The following is a 23,503-nucleotide window of genomic DNA, read 5'->3' as shown; positions in this document are numbered from 1 at the left end:
CACGGGCCGAGCAAGTCATAACCCTAGCGAATGTGGTAAAATAAGGACACTTGTTCTTACTCCTAAAGAAGACAATAGAAATATAAGGGGCGTACGAAATATGAATATTCAAAAGGAAACCGATCGTCGTAAACTGGATGAACGTGTAGTCACCATGCCCTGGTATGTTCAGCAATTCATTGATTACAAACTACCAGACCTATCTCCTTCCACGCTGCTGGAGTATGTCCGAGATTATGATACGTTCTTCACTTGGCTCCGGGCTGAAGGTCTGTCTGAAGCCGAATCAAATGCCGGAGTAACATTAAAAGAACTTGAGATGCTGCGCATGGACAGTATAACGGGATATCGTATTTATCTGACGACCAAAAGAGAAGGGGCAAACTCCCGCATCACCGTGTCCCGTAAATTATCTTCGCTCCGGTCTTTGTTCCACTATCTGAGCCAAATTGCCGAAGATGAAGAATTTTACCCCCTTCTAAAACGAAATATTATGGCTAAAGTCGAAATCAAACGAGTTCACAAACCAAAAGATACGGCAGCAAAGTTGAAAGGCAAAATACTAGAGGAAGATGAACTTCTCGAGTTCATAGGATATATTTTAGAAGGGTATGCGAAAGATATGGAGAAAAATAAGCAAGCTCTATATTCCCATGAGATGAACAAAGAGCGTGATGCTTGTATTGCCAGTTTAATTCTAAACTCAGGACTTCGCGTCTCAGAGATTGTTAATCTGAACATCGACGATCTTGATTTGAATAATAAAGTCCTCTACGTATACCGAAAAGGGAATAACGATGAAACATTCAAGAATCCCGTCTATTATAGGGAACAGGCTAAAGATGATCTTCTAAACTATATGGAACTTCGCACACTACGGTATCGCACTCCCAAAAAAGAAAAAGCACTTTTTGTCACCGTCCCCAATGGTCAAAAAGAAGGGAAACGAATGACAAAACGTGCGATTCAAGCGATGATTATCAAGTATGCAAAAGGCTTTGGTAAACCGTATTTAACGGTCCATAAATTACGGCATTCTTTTGCCACCGATTATTATTTGCAAAATGATATTTACAAAACAAAGGAACAACTCGGACATGCTTCTACGGAAACAACGGAGGTTTACGCGCATCTCACCGATAAAACGATGTCTGAAGCGATTGAGCGAAGAGTTGATTAAACTTTTCTACCCTCACTTGATACATCTTCATATATCGTATTTTAGGCTGCCCTTCGGGCAGCTTTTATTATTCACATTACACATTCGGTATTACAGGGATATCATCACAGATTCTATTCGATCATCATCTGCCGAGCTTTAAGATTTCCACTGCCTCTCCTGCTTGTAAACCTTTCTTGTCAGGAGGAATGATAATTAGGCAATCACTGTCTTTAATTGTTACCATGACACTTGATTCATCTACTCTGGCCGGGAAAGCAAACACTTGTCCATTCTTCACTTCCAATTTTCCCCGAACAAAACGCGTAAAGTTATTAACTTTGCTATAATCTGAACCTAAAAACGCAGTCCACCGCTGGAGATAAGGGTGTTCTGAGGCTTGCATCAATTGCAGTGCTGGACGAACAAAAAGTTCAAATCCAACAAAACAAGCTCCCGGATTACCCGATAAAGCAAAAAGCAGTTTATTCTGAATATATGCTGCCGTCGTTACACTTCCTGGCCGCATCGTTACTTTGTTAAATAACATTTCCACTTCATCCTGACGAACAAGATCTCCCATAATATCATAATCTCCCACGGATACACCACCCGTAGTGATGACCACATCATAGGTTGATAAAGCTTCCTGCAGTTTTTGCTGAGCCAGCTTCAAATCATCCACAATAGCTCCGAGTAGATGAGGCTCGCCCCCCGCTTCCCTCACCTGAGATTGTAGCATGTAACTGTTGCTGTTACGTATTTTCCCTGGCTCTAGTTCTTCTTCAATGCCAAGCAATTCGGTTCCTGTTGCAAAAATCCCCACTTGAGGTTTTCTAAAAACAGGCACTTGATGAATACCAAACGTGGCCAGAACCGAGATCTCTCCTGCAGTCAGCAGAGTTCCTTTTTTAACCAGCAAATCCCCTTCTGACACTTCAAGACCAACAGGCGTAATATTTGCTCCCTGCGTTGTTGGACGTTTAAATACTACATATGGTTTTCCTTTTACCTCGCACGATTCTGTCGCTTCCAGCATAACAACGGCATCCGCTCCGAATGGAACCTCAGCACCTGTCATAATACGGGCAGCGGTTCCTTCCACAATCTCCTTCTGTGAGGAATAACCGCAGGGAATTTCGTCAATGATCGTAAGTTGAACTGTTTGATCACTGCTTGCTGTGCTAATGTCTGCACTTCGGACAGCATATCCATCCATTCCCGATCTTCTAAAGAACGGATAAGGATGTGGTGCGATTATATCTTGAGCAATAATGCGGCCATGCACATCCTCGATCCTTACCTGTTCTGTATCTATTAACTTTACTTTATTTGCGATAAGCTGCTGCGCAGCATCAACTTGAATGGCTTTTCGGTTGAATTTTGGATCTGACTTATAGTTACTCATATATGTTCTCCTTGCTTATCTGTCTTTTGAATAAAGTGTATCTCCATCTCTTCTTCGTTGCAAGGGAGGATGTGTACGAAAAGTAATGCTCCTATTTGATTAATCAAGCTATACATGCATATTGTATGCTTTTTTATCTCACGCTACGAAAGGAGGTGAAGGCAATGCCATCTCAGAAGGAAGAACACACCTGTGCTCTCTGCAAAAGAAAAGTCCCGGTTACGACCGTACATCATCTCACTCCTCGGGAAGAAGGCGGAAAAGACAAGCCTACAGCAGATCTATGTATTCCATGCCATAAACAGATTCATCATTTATTTACCAATCGAGAGTTAGTCGTACTCGGACTGACTACAATTGAAGCGCTTCTGCAATCACCAAAGATTGCCTCCTACGTGAAATGGATACGTAAACAGCCAGCTACCGTCATTCCTAAATCTAAGAAATCTAGACATGTACGCAAAGCCAGATGATAAAACACAAAACCCGGACACTACGAGGTATCCGGGTTTTACCATTCTTCTATCTTCGCCTTGATATTCGGCCTGAACCGAACTTCGTCTTCGGTCTCGTGCTTTTCTTTGGTGAGCTAAAAATGCTCGATCCACTGCTTTTTCCTCTCTCAATCTTCCCTTTAGTTGACGAGCTTGAAGAAGAAGTATCCCGATTAAGAATGCTGCCGTTGTCCGTTTTTTTCGTGTTAGCTGAATCTCCAAGCCCTCTACGAATAATGGACCCACTACGCTTTGTTGTTAGCGGCGGGGCAATTTTCTTATCATTGTCAGTAGCTGTTCGGTATTGTCCCTGAGTCGGTTTGTATGTCTTAGAGGAAGTGTATCCCCTGTAATTCCCCGATCCTCGCATTACATCAAAGATACTGTCCAGAATAGAAGCAGTAATATATCCCTGTAAGAAAGAGGAACTATAATTACGCTGTACATATTCTTTAGAATCAACCTCGATCAGTGTATCTTCCGGCTGATCTGGATCTTGCTGCAAATGGTAGAGCTCATTCGGATACACGAGAAACATTCGCTCTGTATCAACGGGTGACACTTCATCCGGAGTTCGATCTTCCATCAGTTCATCGGCTACTTCTGGAACAGTAAGATTCGCCGCACGGTATACATAAGAAGTCGAATTACCACTGCTGTTCACCGATTCAAGCGGGTACGTATCTTTCACAGCAGGTGCGCCGCAGCCTGATAACAGAGAGACAAATAAACTGAGGACCAGTGTGATTTTTAAGATGTGCCAAAAACGCTTGTTCATGAATAACCTCTCCTAGGTTGCCCGAATAACTTTTACATCTGCCGGGAGGATATCTTCTCCTTCATATAGCATAAATCGACCGTTCTGCCATTCAATACGTAAGAGATGATTATCATCCGACTGAAACTGCCATACATGTTGTTCCCCATTTTGAGAAAATGGTGTCTTCCCTGCTGTCATTACATGACCCGCATATTGTTCCTCTAAATGATATTCTCTGTCATCCAGTTCGATCGTTGTCGGTACTTCCTCTGGATGATCCAATCTTCCATCTATAGGAGTATATAATGCATAGATAAGACGTTCTCTTTCTTCAATATATAAATACGCGATTGTATTCCCGTCTTTCAGTGTAAGCAGAGCTGCATTTCTTCCTCGGTTTTGCACTTTCCCCGTCACTTCATAAGTAACAAGCGAAACCTCGCATATATCACCTGGATTCAGCTGTAACATACTTTTCTCCGGAGCAGAAGGTTTTGGTTTTGATAATAGATTCGTTACTCTTTTCCATATACTCATCATTCATCGAACTCCTATTTCTGGTTGGAATAACTCGGTTACAGAGAGGCAGAAATGATTAATGCCCCTACTAAGTGAAGTGTACCTGAGAACAGCCCATAGCCAATCTTTCCTTTTTGCATTCCACCGTCAATGTCAAAAGAAGCAAAACGGCGAATCATGGTGTGCACGACACCTTCGATCACAAGTAAAATAATAAATGAAACGACGGATACAATAAGTGCGTCACCTAGATGATAAGATACCGAAATTGACGAGGATAAAATATATCCCTGAGCAAACAACTTCATAATAAGTCTTGTTGTCACCGCCATATTGCCTGCTTTTACTTCTGTAAAATCTTTATATTTCGTAAATAATGAATCAACATACATGAGAATAAACAGCAGTACTGCTCCTGAACCTGTCCATACCAGCATGCGTACGATATCCATAAATTCCATTAGATATAACATCCTCCAATAGTGTCAGATAGCTCCCTCATGAAAAACGAAGGAGAAACTGCGTCGTTCCCCCTCCGTCACATGGAATAAAGCTTACAATCACTTTATTCATTTTTTATCATACTCATGATTGTTATTTATTCTCGTACTGTTTCAGCAAAGCTGCCAGTTCGTCTTCTACTTCCTTGTCTTTCCCCATATTTTCAAATTCTTCATCAAGTGATTTTTCTTTGCTGTTCATTTCATTACTTGCTTCTGCATGTGCTTCCGCTTGAAGCATTTTTTCTTCCATACGCTTCATACCAGATGCGGCCGTATCAGAACCAAAACCACTCATTGCTTTGTTGATTTCCGTCTGAGCTTTGGCAGCATTATAACGAGCTACCAGTGTTTCTCTCTTGTTCTTCATTTCCGTCAGTTGTTTACGCATTTGCTCCAATTTGGAACGAAGGTTGTCTGCAGAAGCTTTATTCTGTTCAAAACTTGTTTTGTATTCCGTAAGTTTTGCTTCTGCATTTTTCTTTTCTTCGAGAGCACGACGAGCAAGGTCGATATTCTGTGCTTTAGCAGCCGTATGTGCTTGCTCTTCTCTTTTCTTCACCAGAGCTTCCTGCTCTTCATATAGAGCTTTGAATTTCTTCTCAATGGCGATTTGTGCAGCTACTGCTTTCTCCGCATCTTCCAAATCCTTCTGCATGTCACGAATATATTGATCGGTCATTTTAATTGGATCTTCCGCTTTATCAATCAGAGCATTAATATTGGACATGGTCAAATCACGAAATCTTTTAAATAGAGACATTATAAAATTCCTCCCGTATATGTTTTCTTTTACTTAATATACTCACTTACTCGGTAATGAATCACTACTTATGCATCTAATTACCTTATACGGATCAGTGATTCATGAAGTTTCATTTATTTAATAAATGGGAACTAACAGAATGTCAGGATCGTTGATGTAAGAATAATTTTGTTACGTCTAGGCAATAACATACGAATACCCGTCATGTACTGTCCCATTGTTTTTCGTAACCATAATCACAAATATAAGGAGTTATGCTTACATGAAACGCGTCGTTTGTTCTTTTGTTGCATTTACTTTATTATCCGGTATCCTCCTCATATATTTTTCGCAAACTGCTGCGGCATACGTGCTGGATCGTACATACATTTACGCTCCGGAGGATAGTAAAAACATAGAAGATCCATTTTTTCAACTGGATTCAATTACGAAAGAACTTCCTCCTGTAAAAGAACCGCAGAAGGAAGTAGATGAGAAATCAAAACTTACACTTGGCCAGCTTCGAAAGAAATATAAAAGTACATTCGTTACGAATGGGCCTAATGTAAAAAGAATTGCCTTAACATTTGACGATGTACCCGATCCAAGATTCACTCCGCAAATATTAGATGTTTTAAAAGAGTACGGGGTGAAAGCAACTTTTTTTGTGAATGGTCAAAGAGTACTGAATCATCCCGAACTTGCCAAACGAATTCATGATGAAGGTCATGTCATTGGTAATCACAGCTTTACTCATCCGGATTTCAATAAAATATCAATGTCTGCTTTTATTTCAGAAATCAAAAAAACGGAGCAAGCCATTCTCCCAATTACAGGATATATTCCAAAAATAATTCGCCCGCCATATGGTGAAATCACAGAAGAACAGCTCATATGGGCGGCTGAGCACAAGTACCGGATTGTAAATTGGAATGTAGATTCTTTAGATTGGAAAGGACTAAACAAAGAACAAGTGTTAACGAACATTCTCTCAGGTACTCGCCCTGGTGCAATCGTGCTTCAGCATGGGGGCGGCGGATATGGATCGAAACTTCAAGGGACCATTGAAGCTTTACCTGAAGTCATTAAAGCTTTGAAAAATCAAGGATACGAATTGGTCACGGTGCCTGAACTGCTAGGAATTGAAAAATCAAAATAAAAAAGCACCTGTGTAATTGAATCCATATACACAGGTGCTTTACTTTATCCATTTTCAATTTTATTCAATTATATAGAGTTTGACATCTTGGATACCAAACTTCGCAACGGAACTTTTACTTCCCGGGATAAAGATATCAATCTTGTTGCCCTTAATAGCTCCACCGATATCAGTAGCTGTAGCAACAAATGCTTGATCTGGCAGGTTATCGTGAGAATGACCTGTAACTAGAACCTTCGTTCCCAGTGGAATGACGGAAGGATCAACAGCAATCGTACCTAGTTCCAGCGGGTTGCCGAAGTAATCAACGGATCCATAACCGCCATTTTCTGCGGGATCAGCAGAATATGCTGTCGCTTTTACATCCAAGGTTTCGCTGTAATTAAATGTTTTCCCCCACGCTTCTACCACTTTATTGCTGCTATCCACATTCAGGCTTGCTGTTACTGAATTATTACTAGAAGAACTCTCTGCACTATTTGTTGGAAGAGTCAATTTTAATCCTTCATAAATATTATATGGCGAAATATTTTTATTTGCGTTCATCAAAGTTTCTAAGTCAATGTCGTATCTTTGAGATAGTTTATAAAATGTATCCCCCTCTTTAGCTACATATACTTGCTCTGCATGAGCGGGAACACTTTGTGCCATTAAAGTAACACCTAGCAAAGCAGCTGCTAGTGTAGAAGTTTTTTTGAAACGTTTAAACATAATTTCCTCCTATAGCTAGCTTCTTCATAGAAGCTTCTCTAGTTGTTTTGTCGTAAGATGTAGCTAATATATCACAATTTTGTAACCTGTGCGTATGTAATAGTTACCATTTTGTTATTAATACGAATTAAACATACAAAAAAAGCTCCCTTTACATGAATAAAATTCATGCTAGGAGAGCTTTTACATACCTAATCTATTAATTAATTATAGTACTTTACTTAAGAAGTCTTGAGTACGAGGATGCTGCGGTTTACCAAATACTTCGTCTGGAGTACCCTCTTCGACGATTTTACCGCCATCCATAAATACAATACGGTCTCCCACTTCACGGGCAAATCCCATTTCATGAGTAACAATGACCATGGTCATTCCGCCTTCGGCGAGTTTTTTCATAACATCAAGTACTTCCCCGACCATTTCTGGATCCAATGCTGATGTTGGTTCATCAAACAACATTACATGCGGCTGCATCGCAAGCGCTCTTGCGATGGCGATGCGTTGTTTTTGTCCACCAGAAAGCTGATTCGGATATATATCTTTCTTATCTGCTAAACCCACCGTCTTCAGCAGATCATCAGCGATCTTATTTGCTTCTTCAGCAGATACATTTTTCACGATGGTAGGCGCAAGTGTAATGTTTTGACCTACCGTTTTATGTGGAAAAAGATTAAAGTGTTGGAACACCATACCCATTTTTTCACGAGTTGAATTGATATCGTGTTTCGGGTTCGTTATGGACGCACCTTCGAATAAAATTTCGCCATCTGTCGGTACTTCCAGCAGATTGATACAGCGTAAAAAGGTACTTTTCCCTGAACCTGATGGGCCAATGACAACAACCACTTCGCCCTTCGCAATCTCAATGTCGATGCCTTTAAGAATATCTAGTTTTCCGAATGATTTATGCAAATTTTTAACGCTTATCACTAGCACTCAACTTCCTTTCGAATAGACTTAGCAGCTTGGAAAGCATGAAGGTTAGAACGAAATAAATAGCTGCTGCGATGATGTAAGGACTTAGACCTGCATAAGTGATATTTCTAATCGAGTTAGCTTGGTACATAATGTCAGCCATACCGATAATCGAAATGATGGATGATTCTTTAATAATGGTAATAAACTCGTTACCGATCGCAGGCAGAACAGATTTTAAAGCTTGAGGAAGAATGATGTGACGAAGTGCAGCACTTCGTTTCATTCCAAGTGAACGTGCAGCTTCCATCTGCCCCTTATCCACTCCTTGAATTCCTGCTCTAAATATCTCGGCCAAATAAGCGGAACTGTTGATCGAAAGAGTGATAACCCCCGATTGCAGCGGTGAAAGATTAAGACCAAATACGAGTGCAAGTCCATAATGCATAATCATTAACTGCACCAACATTGGTGTACCGCGTAACACTTCTACGTATGCCGTTCCGATCCATCTAAGTACTCTGAATGCAGACATACGCATTAAAGTAATAATTAAGCCAATCAGAAAACCAAAGATAACGCCAAGTGCAGACAATAACAGGGTATAACCAATACCCTTCGCATAATAATGACGGAATTCATAAGCAATCGTAAATATATTGCGATCTTTTTGGTTACCTGATGCGAGCAAGCTCGCTTCTTCTACCATCTTCTCAATGCCATTATCCACTTTTAGTTCTGCGATTGTAGCATTGATGACTTCTAATAGTTCTGTATTCCCTTTAGCAACCCCGATTGCTGCTGCAGAGTCCGTTTCTTCAGGACTTGCACTAGCGATCACAATTTTATTGTTTAGATAACCTTTTGCAACCGTATCTTCTACAATTACTGCATTAACACGTTCTGTTTCGAGCTGAAGAACAAGATCACCCATTTTTTCAAGCGCTACGAGATTAGCATTCTTAATTCCTTGGCCAATTCCTTCTTGGATGGAGCCTTTTTGAACTCCGATGGTCTCCCCTTCCAGATCAGTCATTGTTTGATACTTATCCAAATCCTCACTTCGAACTAAGACAACCTGACTTGCTTTGTAGTAATAATCAGAGAAATCAATACTTTGTCTACGGTCTTCCGTAGGAGTCATTCCTGATATGACAAGATCAACTCGTCCGCTCTGAAGGGCAGGCAGCAAACTGTCAAATCCCATGTCTTCGATTACAAGTTCTGCGCCCATTTTTTCAGCAATGGCTTTTGCTATTTCAATGTCAAAACCAACAATCTGGTCTTGTCCATCAATCGTTTTATGAAATTCATAAGGCGGAAAATCAGCACTCGTCCCTAGAACCAGCGTTTCTTTGCTGTTTACATTGTCGGCTGCATAAACGGTAGCCATACCGGCTGGAAGCAACAAGACAATACACATTAATAACATAAGTATACGAACTGTTTTTTTCAACTTCTGTCTCTCCTTAGCTGACTCTAGATCATTTTTATAAGATTGAACTATTATAAGTGAAAATGTATGAATATGCAACGGGTTTTCTTTCTATTTTCATAGTTTTCCATTGATTCACCTGAATTACAAGACGTTTCTAAAAGCCAGTGCTATAATGTATATACGATTTTAATTATACACCCATGAATCGACAAATCATTATCAAAGGGAGAGTCTTATGAACAAACAAATAATAAATGACACTATTGATCAATATAGTTCCCGATTTAAAGAAATATCATTATATATTGGCGCAAATCCTGAGCTCGGAAATGAAGAATTTCTTGCCAGCAAGCGCTTGAAAGAAGAACTGATTTATCATGGTTTCGAAGTGGAAGCACCTGTGCTAGGTCTAGATACTGCATTTATTGGTACCTATGCATCCTCTAAACCTGGCCCAAAAGTTGCTTTATTATGTGAATATGATGCACTTCCAGAAATCGGACATGCTTGTGGGCATCACTTGATCTGCATGATGGGTTTAGGTGCAGCGGTTGGTCTAAAATCTGTTATTGATACGATTGGCGGCTCGATTAAAGTATTTGGTACCCCGGCAGAAGAAACAAAAGGGGCGAAAGTTCCTATGGCTGCAGCTGGACTATTTGATGATTGCGATATCGCAATGTTGACTCACCCTTATTATGCTTTTGAAAAGTCAGGAAAATCACTCGCGATCGACGCGGTTCAATTCGAATTTTTCGGTAAATCATCCCATGCTGCGGCTACTCCTCATGAGGGAATTAATGCACTAGATGCCGTGATCCAAACCTTTAATGGAATCAATGCCTTCCGTCAACAAGTGAAAAGCACTGTTCGGATCCACGGTGTTATCAACCATGGCGGAGAGGCAGCAAATATCATTCCAGATTACGCTTCCGCTCAATTTTATGTACGTGCAGCTACACGTAAAGAACTTGATGTACTGACGAAACGTGTCATACAAATTGCAGAAGGCTCTGCTCTGCAAACAGGCTGCACACTCAAAACTTCGAATTATGAAACTTCATATGATGAGATGTATACAAATGAAACTTTGTCTGACGTATTCTCATCAAACCTTGTAGAACTCGGTATCGATGAGAAGGAGATTGTCACAGGAGACGATCATGGCTCAATGGATATGGGAAATGTCTCACTACGTGTTCCTGCCATTCATCCATACATCAAAATCATTAATGAACAACACGCGCTGCACTCCATTGAATTCAGGGACCTTGCCATGAAAGAACAGGCTCTTGACGCTATGATTCTAGGTGCAAAAGCATTAGCGGGTACCGCTTATGACGTCATATCACAACCGGATCTTCTGGCTTCTATTCAAGATGAATTTCGACGCAATGCATAATATATAGTAGGAAATTCTATTGGAATGAAAATAGAAACAAGCAAAAGAAGGGGCTTTTTGCCATTATGGCAAAAGGCCCCTTCTTTTTATTTTCCATACTTTATTCCGTTATCTGTTCGTAAATATCTAGATATTCTCTTGCTGAAACTTCCCAGCTATAATCACCGCTCATGGCGTTATTCATAATTTTCTTCCAATGTTCAGCTTGTCTATAGAATGACTCTGCACGCCGGATTGTATAAAGCATGTCATGCGCATTAAAGTTGGTAAACGTAAAGCCGGTTCCCTCACCAGAGAATTCATTGTAAGCTTGGACCGTATCATTCAGTCCGCCCGTTTCCCTCACAATGGGAATACTTCCGTATTGCAAAGCTAATAATTGACTAATTCCGCAAGGTTCAAATTTAGAAGGCATCAGGAACATATCACTTCCTGCGTAGAATCTTCTCGATAAACCTTCATTAAAACGAATCTGAGCTGACATTTTTAGAGGATGGCGTTTCTCCGCTTCACGGAACCAGTGCTCAAATTCACCCTCTCCTGTTCCCAGAAGAATAAACTGTACATCATCATAATATAATAATTCATCAAGTACTCTAGTTACGAGGTCAAGACCTTTTGATTCCACAAGGCGAGTCACCATGGCGATCACTGGAACTTCTGGTTTGACAGGTAATCCGAGTTCTTTTTGAAGCGCAATTTTGTTTTCTACTTTTTTCTCGATCTGCTGCATATCATAGGTTGTTGCCAGTTGATCATCAGTCGCAGGATTATAACTTTCTGTGTCAATACCGTTAACAATCCCTGTTAAACGCCCTTCAATGGAACGCAGGAGACCATCCAAACCATATCCGTAATGAGATGTTTTGATCTCTTCCGCATAGGTAGGGCTGACGGTAGTGACATGATCAGAGTAAACTAATCCAGCTTTCATGAAATTCAGGTTTCCATAATACTCTACACCTTCGGAGGTGAAATAACGGCTGTCCAGTGCAAGCAAATCACTGTGTACTTCATAAGGGAATACACCTTGATATAGCAGATTATGAATGGTGAATACCGTTTTCATGGACTGATAAGCTGCAATATGGTCAAAATGTGCCTTTTTCAGCAAAGGGATCATCGCAGAATGCCAGTCATGACAGTGAATTACATCCGGATTAAAATCTAAGAAAGGAATGACTTCGAGAACAGCTCGGTTAAAGAAAGCAAATCGTTCCCCGTCATCGATATAACCGTAGATTCCGTCTCTTCCAAAATAGTACTCGTTATCAATAAAATAAAATGTAACACCTTGATGAATCAGTTGTTCAACGCCGCAATACTGCTTGCGCCAGCCTACATTTACTTCTGTCACTTCAACTGGCTCCATCTGTTCTTTAAACCGCTCAGGAATATTTTTGTACTTGGGTAAAACGACCCGTACATCTACTCCCTCTTTAATGAGTGCCTGGGGCAGAGCACCAATCACATCGGCAAGTCCTCCTGTTTTTATGAATGGATGACCCTCTGCTGCGACATATAATACTTTCATTACTTACTTCCTCCTTATTATGCCTTACTTAAGTACGATGCAACTTCCTTCTATAAGGATGGTTCACCATCTTTTATTTTTTTTGTTTGTCTTCTAGGTTTCTTTGTCTCTATGGATTCTGTTGTTTTCCTGCTTTTCTGTTTTGATTTTGAAGTGGTATTAAGGACTGGCTCATCCTTTACGGAAGCACGTTTGCTTCTGGGTGTCTTCTTGAAGATAACAATACTTAGAGGTGGCAAGGTAACCTCCATACTATTCGGCTGTCCATGATAGCTGATCTTTTCAGTGCGCACTTCTTCATTAAGAAGACCTTGTCCGCCAAAATCAACCCGATCACTATTAAACACCTCTGTATAGGAACCAGAACGATGTACACCCACTCTATAATGAGAACGGGATACAGGTTGTAGGTTAATAAGTACGATTAGGGAGTCACCTGGTTTTTTCCCTTTTCTTATAAAAGAAAGTACGCTTTGAGAGCGATCATCTGCCGAAATCCATTCAAATCCTTCGGTACTATGATCCAATTCCCATAATCCTTTTTCTTGTAAATAAAATTCATTTAATGTTTTGGAGAAGTGGAGAAGCTTTCGGTGGCTCTCATAGTCAAGCAAAAACCAATCTAAAGGTTCTTCATCCTTCCATTCAATGAACTGACCAAACTCCCCACCCATAAAGAGCAGTTTTTTTCCTGGGGAAGTTATAAAATAACCAAGCAAAGCACGCAGACCCGCAAATTTTTGTTCATAATCTCCCGGCATTTTATTAAGGAGAGATTTCTTACCATGCACAACTTCATCGTGTGACAACGGCAGCAAATGGTTCTCATTATAGGCATATACCGAAGGGAAAGTTAATAAATTATGTCTTGCCGGACGCTCCGAAAAATCCGTTTCAAAATATTCAAGCGTATCATTCATCCATCCCATGTTCCACTTGTAATTGAATCCGAGTCCACCCGCATATACAGGACTTGTTACTTGAGACCATGAACTGGATTCTTCCGCCATCATTAACGCTGCGGGGAAATAATGAAAAACCGTTTCATTTAATTGTTTAATAAAGTCAATGGCTTCCACATTTTCATTCGTACCTTTGTCGTTAAGACGATACTGGCCTTCTGCTTTTTCAAAGTCCAGCTTCAGCATACTTGTTACTGCATCAATACGGAGACCATCGATATGGTACATATCCATCCAGTAAAGCGCATTAGATATAAGGAACGAGCGAACCTCCGGTTTGGAATAATCAAAACTTAGGGTTCCCCAACCAGGTTTTTCTGCCTTAAGCGGATCTGCATACTCAAACAATGGTGTTCCATCAAACATCCGAAGTCCATGGGCATCTTTAGCGAAATGCGCAGGTACCCAGTCCAAAATAACACCGATACCCGCCTGATGCAGCTGATCAATCAGATACATAAAATCATGAGGTGTTCCGTACCTACTTGTCGGGGCGTAATATCCGGTATTTTGATAACCCCATGACAAATCGTATGGATGTTCCGTTATTGGCATAAACTCTACATGAGTGTAAGACATTTCTTTCAAATAAGGGATTAATAACTCAGGCATTTCAGCATATGTATAGAACTCCCCTGTCTCTTTTTGTTTCCATGTCCCAAAATGCATCTCATAAATATGAAGTGGTTTTTGATATATCTCTTTACGTTTACGTCTCCAGGAAGCATCCTTCCACTTATAACCCTCGATCTTGGAGGTAATGGAAGCTGTACTCGGTCTGACTTCTGCATGGAAAGCGTAAGGATCAGCTCTCAGCAGAGATTCATTATTAGAGGTGAGAATATGATATTTGTAAAATGTTCCTTCATCGATGTCAGGGAAAAAACGACTCCAAAGCCCAGAATCGGGTATCTTATATAATACATCCGCTTCTCCCAGACCGTGATAACCGTTGCGATCAAGAGCAAGGCCTACTTTTGAAGCATTTGGTGCCCAGACTGTGAAACGATAGCCTGATACTCCGTCTTCCTGAACCGGATGAGCTCCGAGAAAATGATAACTAAAATGTGAAGTTCCTTCGTGAAACAAATAAATATCTTCCGAAGAGATAAATGATTTCGGTACCTTGTTTTCGATCAAAGAGATCACCTTCTTTTTAAAATAGAATAAACACTACAAAAACATTATTACCCCATTTTCTCCATTATGAAAATGAAAAATAGCTAAACGAAAATATAAAATTAATTTTTAGCTATTTTCAGAAAATAGTGATTCATCTATGTTGGGCTCCGTTTAATAACATATCACGGAAACATACTATGGGAGGGAAATACAAATGGCTAAAAAAGAATGCATCGCCATGTTATTGGCAGGAGGAGAAGGGAAACGTCTGGCTCCACTGACATCAAAAATCGCAAAACCAGCTGTTCACTTCGGCGGTAATTATCGAATCATTGATTTTCCTCTCAGTAACTGCGTAAATTCAGGTATTGACACTGTGGGAGTCTTGACACAGTATGAGGCAGAATCTTTACATGGACATATTGGTAAAGGCGAACCTTGGAAATTAAATACAACTAAGGATAAGGGAGTTACTCTTCTTCCTTCTTGGAATACAGGTTCAGATGAGTACTGCGGAACGGCAGATGCCATCTATAAAAATATGGAATACATTGATGCACAAGATCCAGAAAACGTCTTAATCTTGTCTGGTGACCATATTTATCAAATGGATTATCGGAAAATTCTGAAGTATCATGAGGAAAAACAAGCATTAGCTACCATTGCAGTAATGGAAGTACCTTGGAATGAAGCTCATCGCTTTGGAGTATTGAATACCAATGAAGACATGCGTGTGACTGAGTTTGTTGAAAAACCGGCACAACCAGAAAGCAACTTGGCTTCTATGGGTATTTATGTGTTTAACTGGAAGCACCTTAAAAAACATTTGATTAAGGATGCCGCTTCTACGGAGTCTAGTCATGACTTTGGCAAGGATATCATTCCTTCTATGCTGAAGGGTGAAGATCCGCTTTATGTATATAACTTTGAAGGATATTGGAAAGATGTTGGTACTGTGCAATCCTTATGGGATGCCCATATGGATGTATTAAACGGAGTGAACTTGACGAAAGAAGAACTACAGGCATGGCCTATGTATTCACGTCAAGGACGTACAAAACTAACTGGTTATAGACAAAAAGCAACACTATCCAGAAATTCTATGGTCCATGAAAATTGTTACATGGAAGGAAATTCTGATCATTCTGTTATCTTCTACGGCGTAGAGATTGGTAAGAGTTCCACAATTAAAGAAAGTGTAATCATGCCTAATGTTCGCATTGGTCGTAATGTTACCATAGACCGTGCCATTATCGGTGAAGGAGCGATCATTAGAGACGGGGCAGTAATCAAAGGCAGTCTAGATGAAATAGTTGTCATTGGTCCTGGAGAAACGGTCGCAGGCAAGCCTTCTGTTCGAACAAACCGTCTTCTCAAAGACGTGTACGAGAAAGCAGGACAGCTACGAGCAACCTCGAGCTAAAAAAGATTATTTTCATCATACCATCTTTGAACAAAAAGAGCACCCCATGATTAGGATGCTCTTTTTGTGATGTACTCTACGTTTTAACGTTATCTTTGATATAGGTTTACTTTTCGATCTCCCATATCTGTCACACCCAGGTGAATAAACCCCTGCCCTTGATAAAAATCATTCAATTTCGGACTATGTGTTATACAATCGAGACGTAAGCCTTTTTTTCTTGCAGCAAGAACAATCTCTTCTGCTGCATCAATCATCCAGCTGCTTAGTCCCCGCTTGCGGTAAGCTCTGCCCACGGTCAATCGATGCAGATAACCATATGCCTCATCATTGAGCGCCCCCCAATAAGCAGGATCATCTCCTTGCAAGGTGAATAATCCGGCTGGAGACTCATTTAAATAAGCAATATAAATATCTCGATCATCAAAATATTTGTGAATAGAATCTAGTGTAAACAGATCCGGTGTCCAGTGGTTAAGATCATTACCCACCATCCACTCTGCCGCTTCCACAAGCAGTGCTCTAATATCTTCCGATTGATTAGGCGTCGCTTGCACCAGTCTAATGATCCCATCTGGCTCTCTTCTCGTTTTTATTACTTTCAGATCTTGAACCATTAGCCTCTACCTCTCCCCTTTAGACTACTTCAGGATCTATATCCGATTTGAAGTGTTCTTCCTGGGTTAAAGCAGGAAGTTTAACCGTCACCGTTGTTCCATTTCCAAGTTCGCTTTCCATCTGAAGCGTACCGCCATGAAGCTCTATCAGCTGCTGACTAATGGCTAGACCCAGTCCTGTTCCGCCGTGTTGGTGATCGACTTGATAGAATCGATCTTTTACACGCTCAAGATGTTCTTCGCTGATCCCAATTCCTGTATCTTGAACAATGACAACTACCTGATCTTGCTCACGTTTTATCGTAATATCGATCCATGTATTCATATGTGAAAATTTAATTGCATTGTCAATGACATTAAGAAACACTTGTTTTAATCGGTTGCCATCACCAATAATTAAATAATCTTCCTCTTCTGCACTGAGTCTAAGTTTGATCTGTTTTTGTTCTGCTTTAGCCCATACATTCAGCATGATTTCTTGCAAAACTTCACGAACGCTAACCGTGCCTTTGACCATCTTCATCTCATTTTGTTGCAATTTAGAGAAATCGAGCAATTCTTCAACAAGCCCAATGAGGCGGTTGGTTTCTTTTGAAATTATTTTAAGACCCATTTTTGTTTCTTCGGGATCATACCCGCCTGATTCGAGTGTTTCATTCCATCCTTTTATACTTGTCAGCGGAGTACGAAGTTCGTGAGAAATGGATGAAATGAAATCATCTTTCACCTGATTGCTGCGCACAATTTCCTCAGCCATATAATTTAAGGTAGAAGATAGTTCACCAATCTCATATTTATAATCCCCTTCAATTCGGACATCGAAGCGGCCTTTTGCCATCTCTGCCGAAGCGGCTGTAATAATATTGATCGGTCTTACAATGGAATTCGCCAGCCCAATACTAATTGTAAAGACAAGCACAAGCACCCCTACAACGATCAATCCTGACCATACTAAAATATCTACTAGAGCATCATTCACTCGCTCCATGCTTGTTACATACCGAGCAATATATACATTATCGTTACCGTAATCTATTTTGGTGGATACCGCCATAACAGACTCGCCTGTGATCACGTCTTTACCTATCCAACGACCCGTACTGCCTTTAAGAGCCTGCGGGACATCACTTGTCTGGACTACCCGATCCGATTCAAAACCAGAGGAAAGAGCAAGAACTCGGCCCTCCGTATCCAGAATTTCAAGCGATGTATTTTCGAGTTTAAGGTAATACATCAGATTGGATATGAACGAACTCTCGTTACTGCTGTCTATAAATGATGAATTGTAATATCTGATTACATTTTTAGAGTTAGACTCGATGTAGTTATATATACTGTCGTAGTAATACTTCTGCATCGCAACCAGAAAGATGGATTCAATCAAAAGCAGCGCAAGCAGAACAAGAATAAAATACTGCAGCACAATTTGCCTGCGAATGCCTTTCATCATTAAGCTCTACCTTTCCACTTGTAGCCATGCCCCCAAACCGTTTGGAGAAATTCCGGCTCAGAAGGGTTGCCTTCAATTTTTTGACGTAGTCGTCTTATGTTTACATCTACAATTTTAGGATCACCCATGTACTCTTTACCCCAGACATGATCCAGAAGTACATCCCGGCTCAGAGGCGTGTTTTCTTTTTCAAGGAAGAATTGTACAAGAGAAAACTCAGTCGGTGTGAGTTCAATGGCTTGCCCATTTCTTTTAAACTGCTTGGAGATTAGGTCAAGAGAGAATGGACCTGATTTAAAGGTAACTTTGGCCGCTGTTTCCCGGTGCACATTCACTCGGCGCAATAAAGACTGTATACGTGCAATGAGCTCGGTCGGACTAAAAGGTTTACTTACATGATCGTCAGCCCCAACAGATAAGGCATATACCTTATCCTGCTCCTGAACTTTTGCTGTTAAAAAGATAATCCCGATTCGTTCATTGGTTTCACGAATACGGCGGCACACTTCGAACCCATCAATCCCAGGTACCATGACGTCAAGAAGCGCAATATCAATATCACTTACGGCATTTATGATCTTCATTGCCTCAAGACCATCCGCCGCTTCCAAGACGTCAAATCCATTTCTTTTTAAATTTAGTACGATAAAACTGCGGATAGACTCCTCATCTTCCATAATCAGTACTTTACTCATTCTATAATCATTCCTTCCTGTTGCGGATCTGTAAGTAAGTTATTACTTGGTGTGTTTTGACCTGCTTGTTTTGGCAATCTGTATCCTATTACCTGATTACTAGAACGAACGATTTGTTTCCATTCATCTTTTACTCGTTCCCAGCTGTCCAGTGAGAAAAACTGAATCTCAGCAACCGTTTCATCGGTATCTGCCAATTTAAAGCGTAAATATTTATCCTTGACTGACTTCGTGTCAAGTGTGACATTCCCATATTGTTCGGGTTTCAAGTTGAAATAAAAACGATCTTGATCATCCCGATATTGCTGCATTATAAAGGTTAGGCCATCTTCACCATTCCATTGATAAAAGGAATAGAAGTATAGTTTTTCACTATCAACAAAATGTTCCCAACCCGGCGGTTCTTCAAGCAAACCGAATTCCACAATACCGTCATTGTTGATATCTTCACTTAATATCTTTCTAGGTTTAAACGTAATATCTGTTCCTTTAAAAGCCTCAACCAATTGATTATCTTCCATATAGATTAAATCAGAATAGGAATTCGAAGCATCCAGCGCGATATCCAAAATAATCCCTGTCTTGTTTTTCGAGATCTTTCCTGCTGATACATTATAGAAATCCCGCATCTTCGTATCAATCGTCATTTTGTCGAGCACTTCAAAACTTCCATCGTTATATTGATATACCGTTATCGTCCCTTGTCCTGTCGTCGGGAGGATATTCATGATTGTGAGGTCATGAATACCATCACCATTTAAATCCATGGGATTACGAAATTCATCCATAATTACGTATTTTGAATAAGGCATCTCCAAAATTTTCTGCAGAGTCCCACCTTTATAAGTGTAGGAGACGAGCCAGTTTTGCGCATTCTGTTCTACCCCGCTTGAGAATCCAGCCAAAATTTCGAGTCCTTCATCCCCTGTGATCTCTTGTACACGAAAGGAATTAAGAACTGAACCTATCCCATCAAAAGTCAATTTCTTGACCCATGTATCTCCCTGCTTCTCAAGCAGCATTCCTCGAATCTTCACTTCAGGATCATCAGGCAGATCATAAAAAACAACTGCCTCCATTACGCCATCGTTATTTAAATCTTTTTGAATAATCTTATTTGACATCTCTCTGGGCTGGGTAATCGTAGAACCTTCAGGAAGTTCTCCTTGAATAACACTGAGTAGATTTTCTCTTTCTGTTGTCATTTGCGGAGTCTTCATAAGTGATTTTGGATCATTGAAGGAATCCAGTCCATTGCCGCAGCCACTAATCAAAAATATAGAAAGCAGCATCGCACCCAGAAAGAAAAGTTTATGTGAATTTCTTATGATTTGCACCAGATCACTCTTCTCATTCATTAAATCTTGTTTTTCTCATATAATGTAAGTCGTCTGCCACGAATATCAAACGCGAGCCTTCCTTCAGAAAGCCCCCAGATCCGAGTAGCATAACGTTCTGCAAGTTCGATGGGCAGCACTGCAATCACCGTCATATTCTCTTCCTCGCATAGCTTCTTGAAATTTTCAAGTACACTATCTGCTGATTTCGGATCAAGACCGATAACAGGTTCATCCGCTAGAATTACTTTCGCTCCATGGGTTAGAGCCCTGGCAACAGCAACACGTTGACGTTCACCGCCGCTAAGTTGTCCAGCTTTCATATGGGCTTTGTCCAGAAGCCCGACACTCTCTATCACATCCATAGCACCCATGTAATCATCAGACCGAACCATACCTGTCAGCATACGCCACCAAGGTGTTTGTCCCGATCTTCCGATGAGTACATTTTTGAGAACTGTTTTATTCGTAAATAATTCTGGATTCTGCTCTAAATAAGCCCACTCACGTTTAATCTGTTTTTTACCAGCATACCCAGCTTTGAAAATATCTGTACCATGCACGTTGAATTTTCCACGGTCCCAACTTTCTTTAAGAGCCAACAATCGTAACAAAGTGCTTTTACCGCTTCCGCTTCCACCGACAATGCCAATAAACTCGCCTTGCTGCAGATCAAAGCTAATTTCTTTCAAAACGGGAATCTTATCTGAACCAACGGCCTTTGCCAATTGCTCTACTCTGATCATTTACGTTTATATCTCCTCTTATCCGTAGAATGTATATCTTTAGTTTATTGGAAATAGAGCAGATTTTCCATGCGAACAAATGTTCTTTCTTTATGATTTGTTCTGCTTAAAGAAAAACCCGGCCATTCCAAACAAGAGATAACATGCGCCCAGCAGCCAGAACATGCCGCCCGGAGCACCCAGTCCAAGCATAATCCCTCCGAGATTAGGTCCAATAATACTCCCTATATTAAACTGAAAAGAAGCCACAACGTTTGCAGCCGGCAACACATTTTTAGGTAAAATATCAGCTGCATAAGCAAGGCCCAGAGAAAAGAACGAACCAACAAGTCCTCCAGCTATCGTTAGTAGTAATAAGGTTGGCCAAAATTGTGTCCCTGCTGAGGGGATAAGCATAAATAAAAGTCCGCCTACAATACCTGAGATCATAAGAATTCGTTTTCTTCCAAACCGGTCACTTAAAGCTCCAAGCGGTAATTGAAGAAGCAGTCCCCCGATCCCTACAAAAGGAAGTAATGTAGAGATATCACTCTCGCTAAATCCGATACGAAGTCCATAGATAGGGAAATTACTGTTCATGCCCGATTCCATATACCCATATAAGAATGCTGGAATGAGTGCATACCAGGCTAAAATAAAGCTGCGGCGGTATCTCCCGGTTCCGCTTCCTTCATTCATTATTTTCTCAGGCCGGGTATCCGGTAATTTCAAAGCAAATAACAAAACGATTAACATTAAGAAAAAAAGAATAGCAAACGGTACAACCTGTCCATATCCTAGGAGCTTAATTCCCAGGGGACCTATACTAAATCCAATTCCATAAGACATTCCGTATATCGATATGTTTCTACCCCGAGAAGCTGCCGGAGTGACCAGCAGTACCCATAACTGAGTTGAATAATGGAGGGCGCTGTCTCCGATCCCAACCAAAAACCGTAATAAGAACCAAAGTCTTAGATCAGGAATGAGTGGAAACAACATGAGCGGAATCATAACGATAATCAGACCAGAAACGATTAGTTTCTTAAAACCTACCGCCCCTAAAATCCGCTCAGCTACCAGTGTCATTGCAAAAGAGCCTATGTACATGACTGCGGCATTTAAACCGTTTATACTGGAGGAGACACCCATCTGCTCTATAAAAATAGAGAGAACAGGCAAAAGCAAACCTTGACTTAGACCAGCTACAATAATAACTACAATAAGAATACTAAAATGCGCCTTAGAACCTTCCTGTCGTATTGCCCCAGTTGCCTTACTCAAAACATTTTTTCCCTCCTATGCTCCCATGACAAAATAAAAAATCGTCATTTCTGACGACCTGTAACTATCTTCTATTATATGCTTATTCATTCAGAAACGGGTTACAAAGTATTCAACATTATAGTGGACAATACAGCTAAACACAAGCGATAATAGTATGAATACTTTGTTTTTGTATAGTAAGCTTATACCTGTGATAGGAGGTCTGTTCATACAGATGGGTTATCAGGTGAAAATAGACGTTACTCCCATATACGAGTTGCTGAATAGCTTTATGGTCTATGTAACTAGAAGATGGGTTCAGAGCCTAGATATCGGGCCTGAATGGATTCACACCGTAGATAGCACACTAAAGGAAGAAGTTCGTGAATTATTGAAAGAAGCTTCTAACTGGCCCTTTAGCGATTATGATGTTTTGTATGCCTGGACAGCACTACGAGAGACAACGAGTGAAGTTGAGCCATTTCTTAATGAACTCGGCACAAAACCTGCCGAAAAGCTGTGGAAACAGGTTCATCATATCCTTCCAGATATGACTCTTGCGGAAACATTACGCATTCGTGATGACTACATACCTTTACTTAAAATGTGGGATGAGCATTATTTTCAACATCTGAATCCAGAACTTCGGAAATTAATTGAGGAAGACAGTTCAGAGAAAGAGCTCCTCCTGACAAAAATGAGTCCCGACCAATTGATTGATTATGCTACTTCAGGGTTAATGGTCGAGGAGATGCCTGATCTTCAAAAAATCATACTTTTCCCTACCGTTCATAATCGGCCTATTAATATGTATTGTTTTTATAAAGGTATGTTATTAATTCAATATCCTGTAGATGTGCCTGAACATCGGGAGGACGAGCCGCCTATCAGTTTACTTCGTCTGACCGAAGCGATTTCAAGTCCCGAACGGCTCCAGCTCTTACGATATATCTCTAATAAGCCCAAATCCTTACAACAAATTTCAGAGGAACTTGGACAAACAGAAGACAAACTCAGACCTCATCTGATGTCACTACGAGTGTCCGGTCTTCTGCAAACACATCTGGGTCAAGAGCAAAGTGAGAAGTACTGTGTGCGTCCTGATGGATTATCGGAACTGAACATGTATTTGGAATCTTATATCAGGTTATGACATCGACAT

Annotated in this window: 22 protein-coding genes; 6 read left to right on the top strand and 16 right to left on the bottom strand. The window is 40.5% G+C overall.

Annotated elements, in window-relative coordinates; all coding sequences use genetic code 11:
- Window positions 1–100: 100 nt before the first annotated feature.
- The gene (gene xerS, locus KJS58_RS05375) at window positions 101–1,180 is read left to right on the top strand and encodes a tyrosine recombinase XerS (protein ID WP_213531181.1); all 1,080 of its coding nucleotides are present in this window, start codon (window positions 101–103) and stop codon (window positions 1,178–1,180) included.
- 124 nt (window positions 1,181–1,304) lie between these two features.
- Here the strand turns inward: xerS and KJS58_RS05370 are convergent, their stop codons facing one another.
- Window positions 1,305–2,567 (bottom strand): molybdopterin molybdotransferase MoeA, encoded by a 1,263-nt coding sequence (locus KJS58_RS05370; RefSeq protein ID WP_213531179.1) that lies wholly within the window; start codon window positions 2,565–2,567, stop codon window positions 1,305–1,307.
- Window positions 2,568–2,731: 164 nt separating this feature from the next.
- On the opposite strand from KJS58_RS05370, the gene KJS58_RS05365 reads away from it, so the two are divergent.
- Complete coding sequence (locus KJS58_RS05365; RefSeq protein ID WP_213531177.1) at window positions 2,732–3,040, top strand: HNH endonuclease; 309 nt, start codon at window positions 2,732–2,734, stop codon at window positions 3,038–3,040.
- A gap of 49 nt (window positions 3,041–3,089) precedes the next feature.
- On the opposite strand, the gene KJS58_RS05360 is transcribed toward KJS58_RS05365, so the two are convergent.
- From KJS58_RS05360 to KJS58_RS05345, 4 genes are all read right to left on the bottom strand, one after another.
- Window positions 3,090–3,839 carry a DUF4247 domain-containing protein gene (locus KJS58_RS05360; RefSeq protein ID WP_213531175.1) on the bottom strand — a complete coding sequence of 250 codons (750 nt, stop codon included), beginning with the start codon at window positions 3,837–3,839 and terminating at the stop codon, window positions 3,090–3,092.
- A gap of 12 nt (window positions 3,840–3,851) precedes the next feature.
- Window positions 3,852–4,358 carry a DUF4178 domain-containing protein gene (locus tag KJS58_RS05355; protein ID WP_160032043.1) on the bottom strand — a complete coding sequence of 169 codons (507 nt, stop codon included), beginning with the start codon at window positions 4,356–4,358 and terminating at the stop codon, window positions 3,852–3,854.
- Window positions 4,359–4,396: 38 nt separating this feature from the next.
- Window positions 4,397–4,801, bottom strand: a complete 405-nt coding sequence (locus KJS58_RS05350) for a DUF350 domain-containing protein (protein WP_213531174.1) — start codon at window positions 4,799–4,801, stop codon at window positions 4,397–4,399.
- Window positions 4,802–4,934: 133 nt separating this feature from the next.
- A complete protein-coding gene (locus KJS58_RS05345; RefSeq protein WP_213531172.1) occupies window positions 4,935–5,603 on the bottom strand; it encodes a PspA/IM30 family protein in 669 nt (222 codons plus the stop codon).
- 265 nt (window positions 5,604–5,868) lie between these two features.
- Here KJS58_RS05345 and KJS58_RS05340 point away from each other — a divergent pair, with 265 nt between their 5' ends.
- Complete coding sequence (locus tag KJS58_RS05340) at window positions 5,869–6,744, top strand: polysaccharide deacetylase family protein (protein ID WP_213531170.1); 876 nt, start codon at window positions 5,869–5,871, stop codon at window positions 6,742–6,744.
- Window positions 6,745–6,804: 60 nt separating this feature from the next.
- Here the strand turns inward: KJS58_RS05340 and KJS58_RS05335 are convergent, their stop codons facing one another.
- From KJS58_RS05335 to KJS58_RS05325, 3 genes are all read right to left on the bottom strand, one after another.
- Window positions 6,805–7,455 (bottom strand): 3D domain-containing protein, encoded by a 651-nt coding sequence (locus KJS58_RS05335; RefSeq protein ID WP_213531168.1) that lies wholly within the window; start codon window positions 7,453–7,455, stop codon window positions 6,805–6,807.
- A 207-nt stretch (window positions 7,456–7,662) separates the two neighbouring features.
- Window positions 7,663–8,385 carry an amino acid ABC transporter ATP-binding protein gene (locus tag KJS58_RS05330; RefSeq protein WP_213531166.1) on the bottom strand — a complete coding sequence of 241 codons (723 nt, stop codon included), beginning with the start codon at window positions 8,383–8,385 and terminating at the stop codon, window positions 7,663–7,665.
- Window positions 8,372–9,826, bottom strand: a complete 1,455-nt coding sequence (locus KJS58_RS05325) for an ABC transporter substrate-binding protein/permease (protein ID WP_374705784.1) — start codon at window positions 9,824–9,826, stop codon at window positions 8,372–8,374. The genes KJS58_RS05330 and KJS58_RS05325 overlap by 14 nt, the downstream gene beginning before the upstream one ends.
- 217 nt (window positions 9,827–10,043) lie before the next feature.
- Here KJS58_RS05325 and KJS58_RS05320 point away from each other — a divergent pair, with 217 nt between their 5' ends.
- Window positions 10,044–11,210: a M20 family metallopeptidase gene (locus KJS58_RS05320; protein WP_213531164.1), complete on the top strand. Its 1,167-nt coding sequence runs from the start codon at window positions 10,044–10,046 to the stop codon at window positions 11,208–11,210.
- A gap of 100 nt (window positions 11,211–11,310) precedes the next feature.
- Here KJS58_RS05320 and glgA read toward each other — a convergent pair whose 3' ends face one another.
- Window positions 11,311–12,744: a glycogen synthase GlgA gene (gene glgA, locus KJS58_RS05315; RefSeq protein ID WP_213531162.1), complete on the bottom strand. Its 1,434-nt coding sequence runs from the start codon at window positions 12,742–12,744 to the stop codon at window positions 11,311–11,313.
- 50 nt (window positions 12,745–12,794) lie between these two features.
- The gene (gene glgB, locus KJS58_RS05310) at window positions 12,795–14,846 is read right to left on the bottom strand and encodes a 1,4-alpha-glucan branching protein GlgB (protein WP_213531160.1); all 2,052 of its coding nucleotides are present in this window, start codon (window positions 14,844–14,846) and stop codon (window positions 12,795–12,797) included.
- Between the two features lie 196 nt (window positions 14,847–15,042).
- On the opposite strand from glgB, the gene KJS58_RS05305 reads away from it, so the two are divergent.
- Window positions 15,043–16,251 (top strand): glucose-1-phosphate adenylyltransferase, encoded by a 1,209-nt coding sequence (locus KJS58_RS05305; protein ID WP_213531158.1) that lies wholly within the window; start codon window positions 15,043–15,045, stop codon window positions 16,249–16,251.
- An 89-nt stretch (window positions 16,252–16,340) separates the two neighbouring features.
- On the opposite strand, the gene KJS58_RS05300 is transcribed toward KJS58_RS05305, so the two are convergent.
- The 6 genes from KJS58_RS05300 to KJS58_RS05275 form a co-directional block, all read right to left on the bottom strand.
- Window positions 16,341–16,868, bottom strand: a complete 528-nt coding sequence (locus KJS58_RS05300) for a GNAT family N-acetyltransferase (protein ID WP_213531156.1) — start codon at window positions 16,866–16,868, stop codon at window positions 16,341–16,343.
- A gap of 19 nt (window positions 16,869–16,887) precedes the next feature.
- Window positions 16,888–18,318, bottom strand: coding sequence for a sensor histidine kinase (locus tag KJS58_RS05295; protein WP_213531154.1), 1,431 nt, complete (start codon window positions 18,316–18,318; stop codon window positions 16,888–16,890).
- The gene (locus KJS58_RS05290) at window positions 18,318–19,013 is read right to left on the bottom strand and encodes a response regulator transcription factor (protein ID WP_213531152.1); all 696 of its coding nucleotides are present in this window, start codon (window positions 19,011–19,013) and stop codon (window positions 18,318–18,320) included. The genes KJS58_RS05295 and KJS58_RS05290 overlap by 1 nt, the downstream gene beginning before the upstream one ends.
- Window positions 19,010–20,371 carry a hypothetical protein gene (locus tag KJS58_RS05285; RefSeq protein ID WP_213531150.1) on the bottom strand — a complete coding sequence of 454 codons (1,362 nt, stop codon included), beginning with the start codon at window positions 20,369–20,371 and terminating at the stop codon, window positions 19,010–19,012. Before KJS58_RS05285 ends, KJS58_RS05290 begins: the two co-directional genes overlap by 4 nt.
- Window positions 20,371–21,096, bottom strand: coding sequence for a phosphonate ABC transporter ATP-binding protein (locus KJS58_RS05280; protein WP_213531148.1), 726 nt, complete (start codon window positions 21,094–21,096; stop codon window positions 20,371–20,373). The genes KJS58_RS05285 and KJS58_RS05280 overlap by 1 nt, the downstream gene beginning before the upstream one ends.
- A 90-nt stretch (window positions 21,097–21,186) precedes the next feature.
- Entirely contained in the window at window positions 21,187–22,359 is a 1,173-nt protein-coding gene (locus tag KJS58_RS05275; RefSeq protein ID WP_249716932.1) for an MFS transporter, read from the bottom strand.
- Window positions 22,360–22,576: 217 nt separating this feature from the next.
- Here KJS58_RS05275 and KJS58_RS05270 point away from each other — a divergent pair, with 217 nt between their 5' ends.
- Window positions 22,577–23,494, top strand: coding sequence for a winged helix-turn-helix domain-containing protein (locus KJS58_RS05270; RefSeq protein ID WP_213531146.1), 918 nt, complete (start codon window positions 22,577–22,579; stop codon window positions 23,492–23,494).
- Window positions 23,495–23,503: the final 9 nt, after the last annotated feature.

It is taken from the genome of Paenibacillus sp. J45TS6 (assembly GCF_018403285.1).
GTDB lineage: Bacteria > Bacillota > Bacilli > Paenibacillales > Paenibacillaceae > Paenibacillus.
This window is presented reverse-complemented; position numbering and strand designations above follow the sequence as displayed.

Bases quoted from the DNA above. Each gene is read 5' to 3' on its own strand.
- xerS (WP_213531181.1), top strand. From the start codon at position 101: ATGAATATTCAAAAGGAAACCGATCGTCGTAAACTGGATGAACGTGTA.
- KJS58_RS05370 (WP_213531179.1), bottom strand. From the start codon at position 2,567: ATGAGTAACTATAAGTCAGATCCAAAATTCAACCGAAAAGCCATTCAA.
- KJS58_RS05365 (WP_213531177.1), top strand. From the start codon at position 2,732: ATGCCATCTCAGAAGGAAGAACACACCTGTGCTCTCTGCAAAAGAAAA.
- KJS58_RS05360 (WP_213531175.1), bottom strand. From the start codon at position 3,839: ATGAACAAGCGTTTTTGGCACATCTTAAAAATCACACTGGTCCTCAGT.
- KJS58_RS05355 (WP_160032043.1), bottom strand. From the start codon at position 4,358: ATGAGTATATGGAAAAGAGTAACGAATCTATTATCAAAACCAAAACCT.
- KJS58_RS05350 (WP_213531174.1), bottom strand. From the start codon at position 4,801: ATGGAATTTATGGATATCGTACGCATGCTGGTATGGACAGGTTCAGGA.
- KJS58_RS05345 (WP_213531172.1), bottom strand. From the start codon at position 5,603: ATGTCTCTATTTAAAAGATTTCGTGATTTGACCATGTCCAATATTAAT.
- KJS58_RS05340 (WP_213531170.1), top strand. From the start codon at position 5,869: ATGAAACGCGTCGTTTGTTCTTTTGTTGCATTTACTTTATTATCCGGT.
- KJS58_RS05335 (WP_213531168.1), bottom strand. From the start codon at position 7,455: ATGTTTAAACGTTTCAAAAAAACTTCTACACTAGCAGCTGCTTTGCTA.
- KJS58_RS05320 (WP_213531164.1), top strand. From the start codon at position 10,044: ATGAACAAACAAATAATAAATGACACTATTGATCAATATAGTTCCCGA.
- glgA (WP_213531162.1), bottom strand. From the start codon at position 12,744: ATGAAAGTATTATATGTCGCAGCAGAGGGTCATCCATTCATAAAAACA.
- KJS58_RS05305 (WP_213531158.1), top strand. From the start codon at position 15,043: ATGGCTAAAAAAGAATGCATCGCCATGTTATTGGCAGGAGGAGAAGGG.
- KJS58_RS05300 (WP_213531156.1), bottom strand. From the start codon at position 16,868: ATGGTTCAAGATCTGAAAGTAATAAAAACGAGAAGAGAGCCAGATGGG.
- KJS58_RS05295 (WP_213531154.1), bottom strand. From the start codon at position 18,318: ATGATGAAAGGCATTCGCAGGCAAATTGTGCTGCAGTATTTTATTCTT.
- KJS58_RS05290 (WP_213531152.1), bottom strand. From the start codon at position 19,013: ATGAGTAAAGTACTGATTATGGAAGATGAGGAGTCTATCCGCAGTTTT.
- KJS58_RS05285 (WP_213531150.1), bottom strand. From the start codon at position 20,371: ATGAATGAGAAGAGTGATCTGGTGCAAATCATAAGAAATTCACATAAA.
- KJS58_RS05280 (WP_213531148.1), bottom strand. From the start codon at position 21,096: ATGATCAGAGTAGAGCAATTGGCAAAGGCCGTTGGTTCAGATAAGATT.
- KJS58_RS05270 (WP_213531146.1), top strand. From the start codon at position 22,577: ATGGGTTATCAGGTGAAAATAGACGTTACTCCCATATACGAGTTGCTG.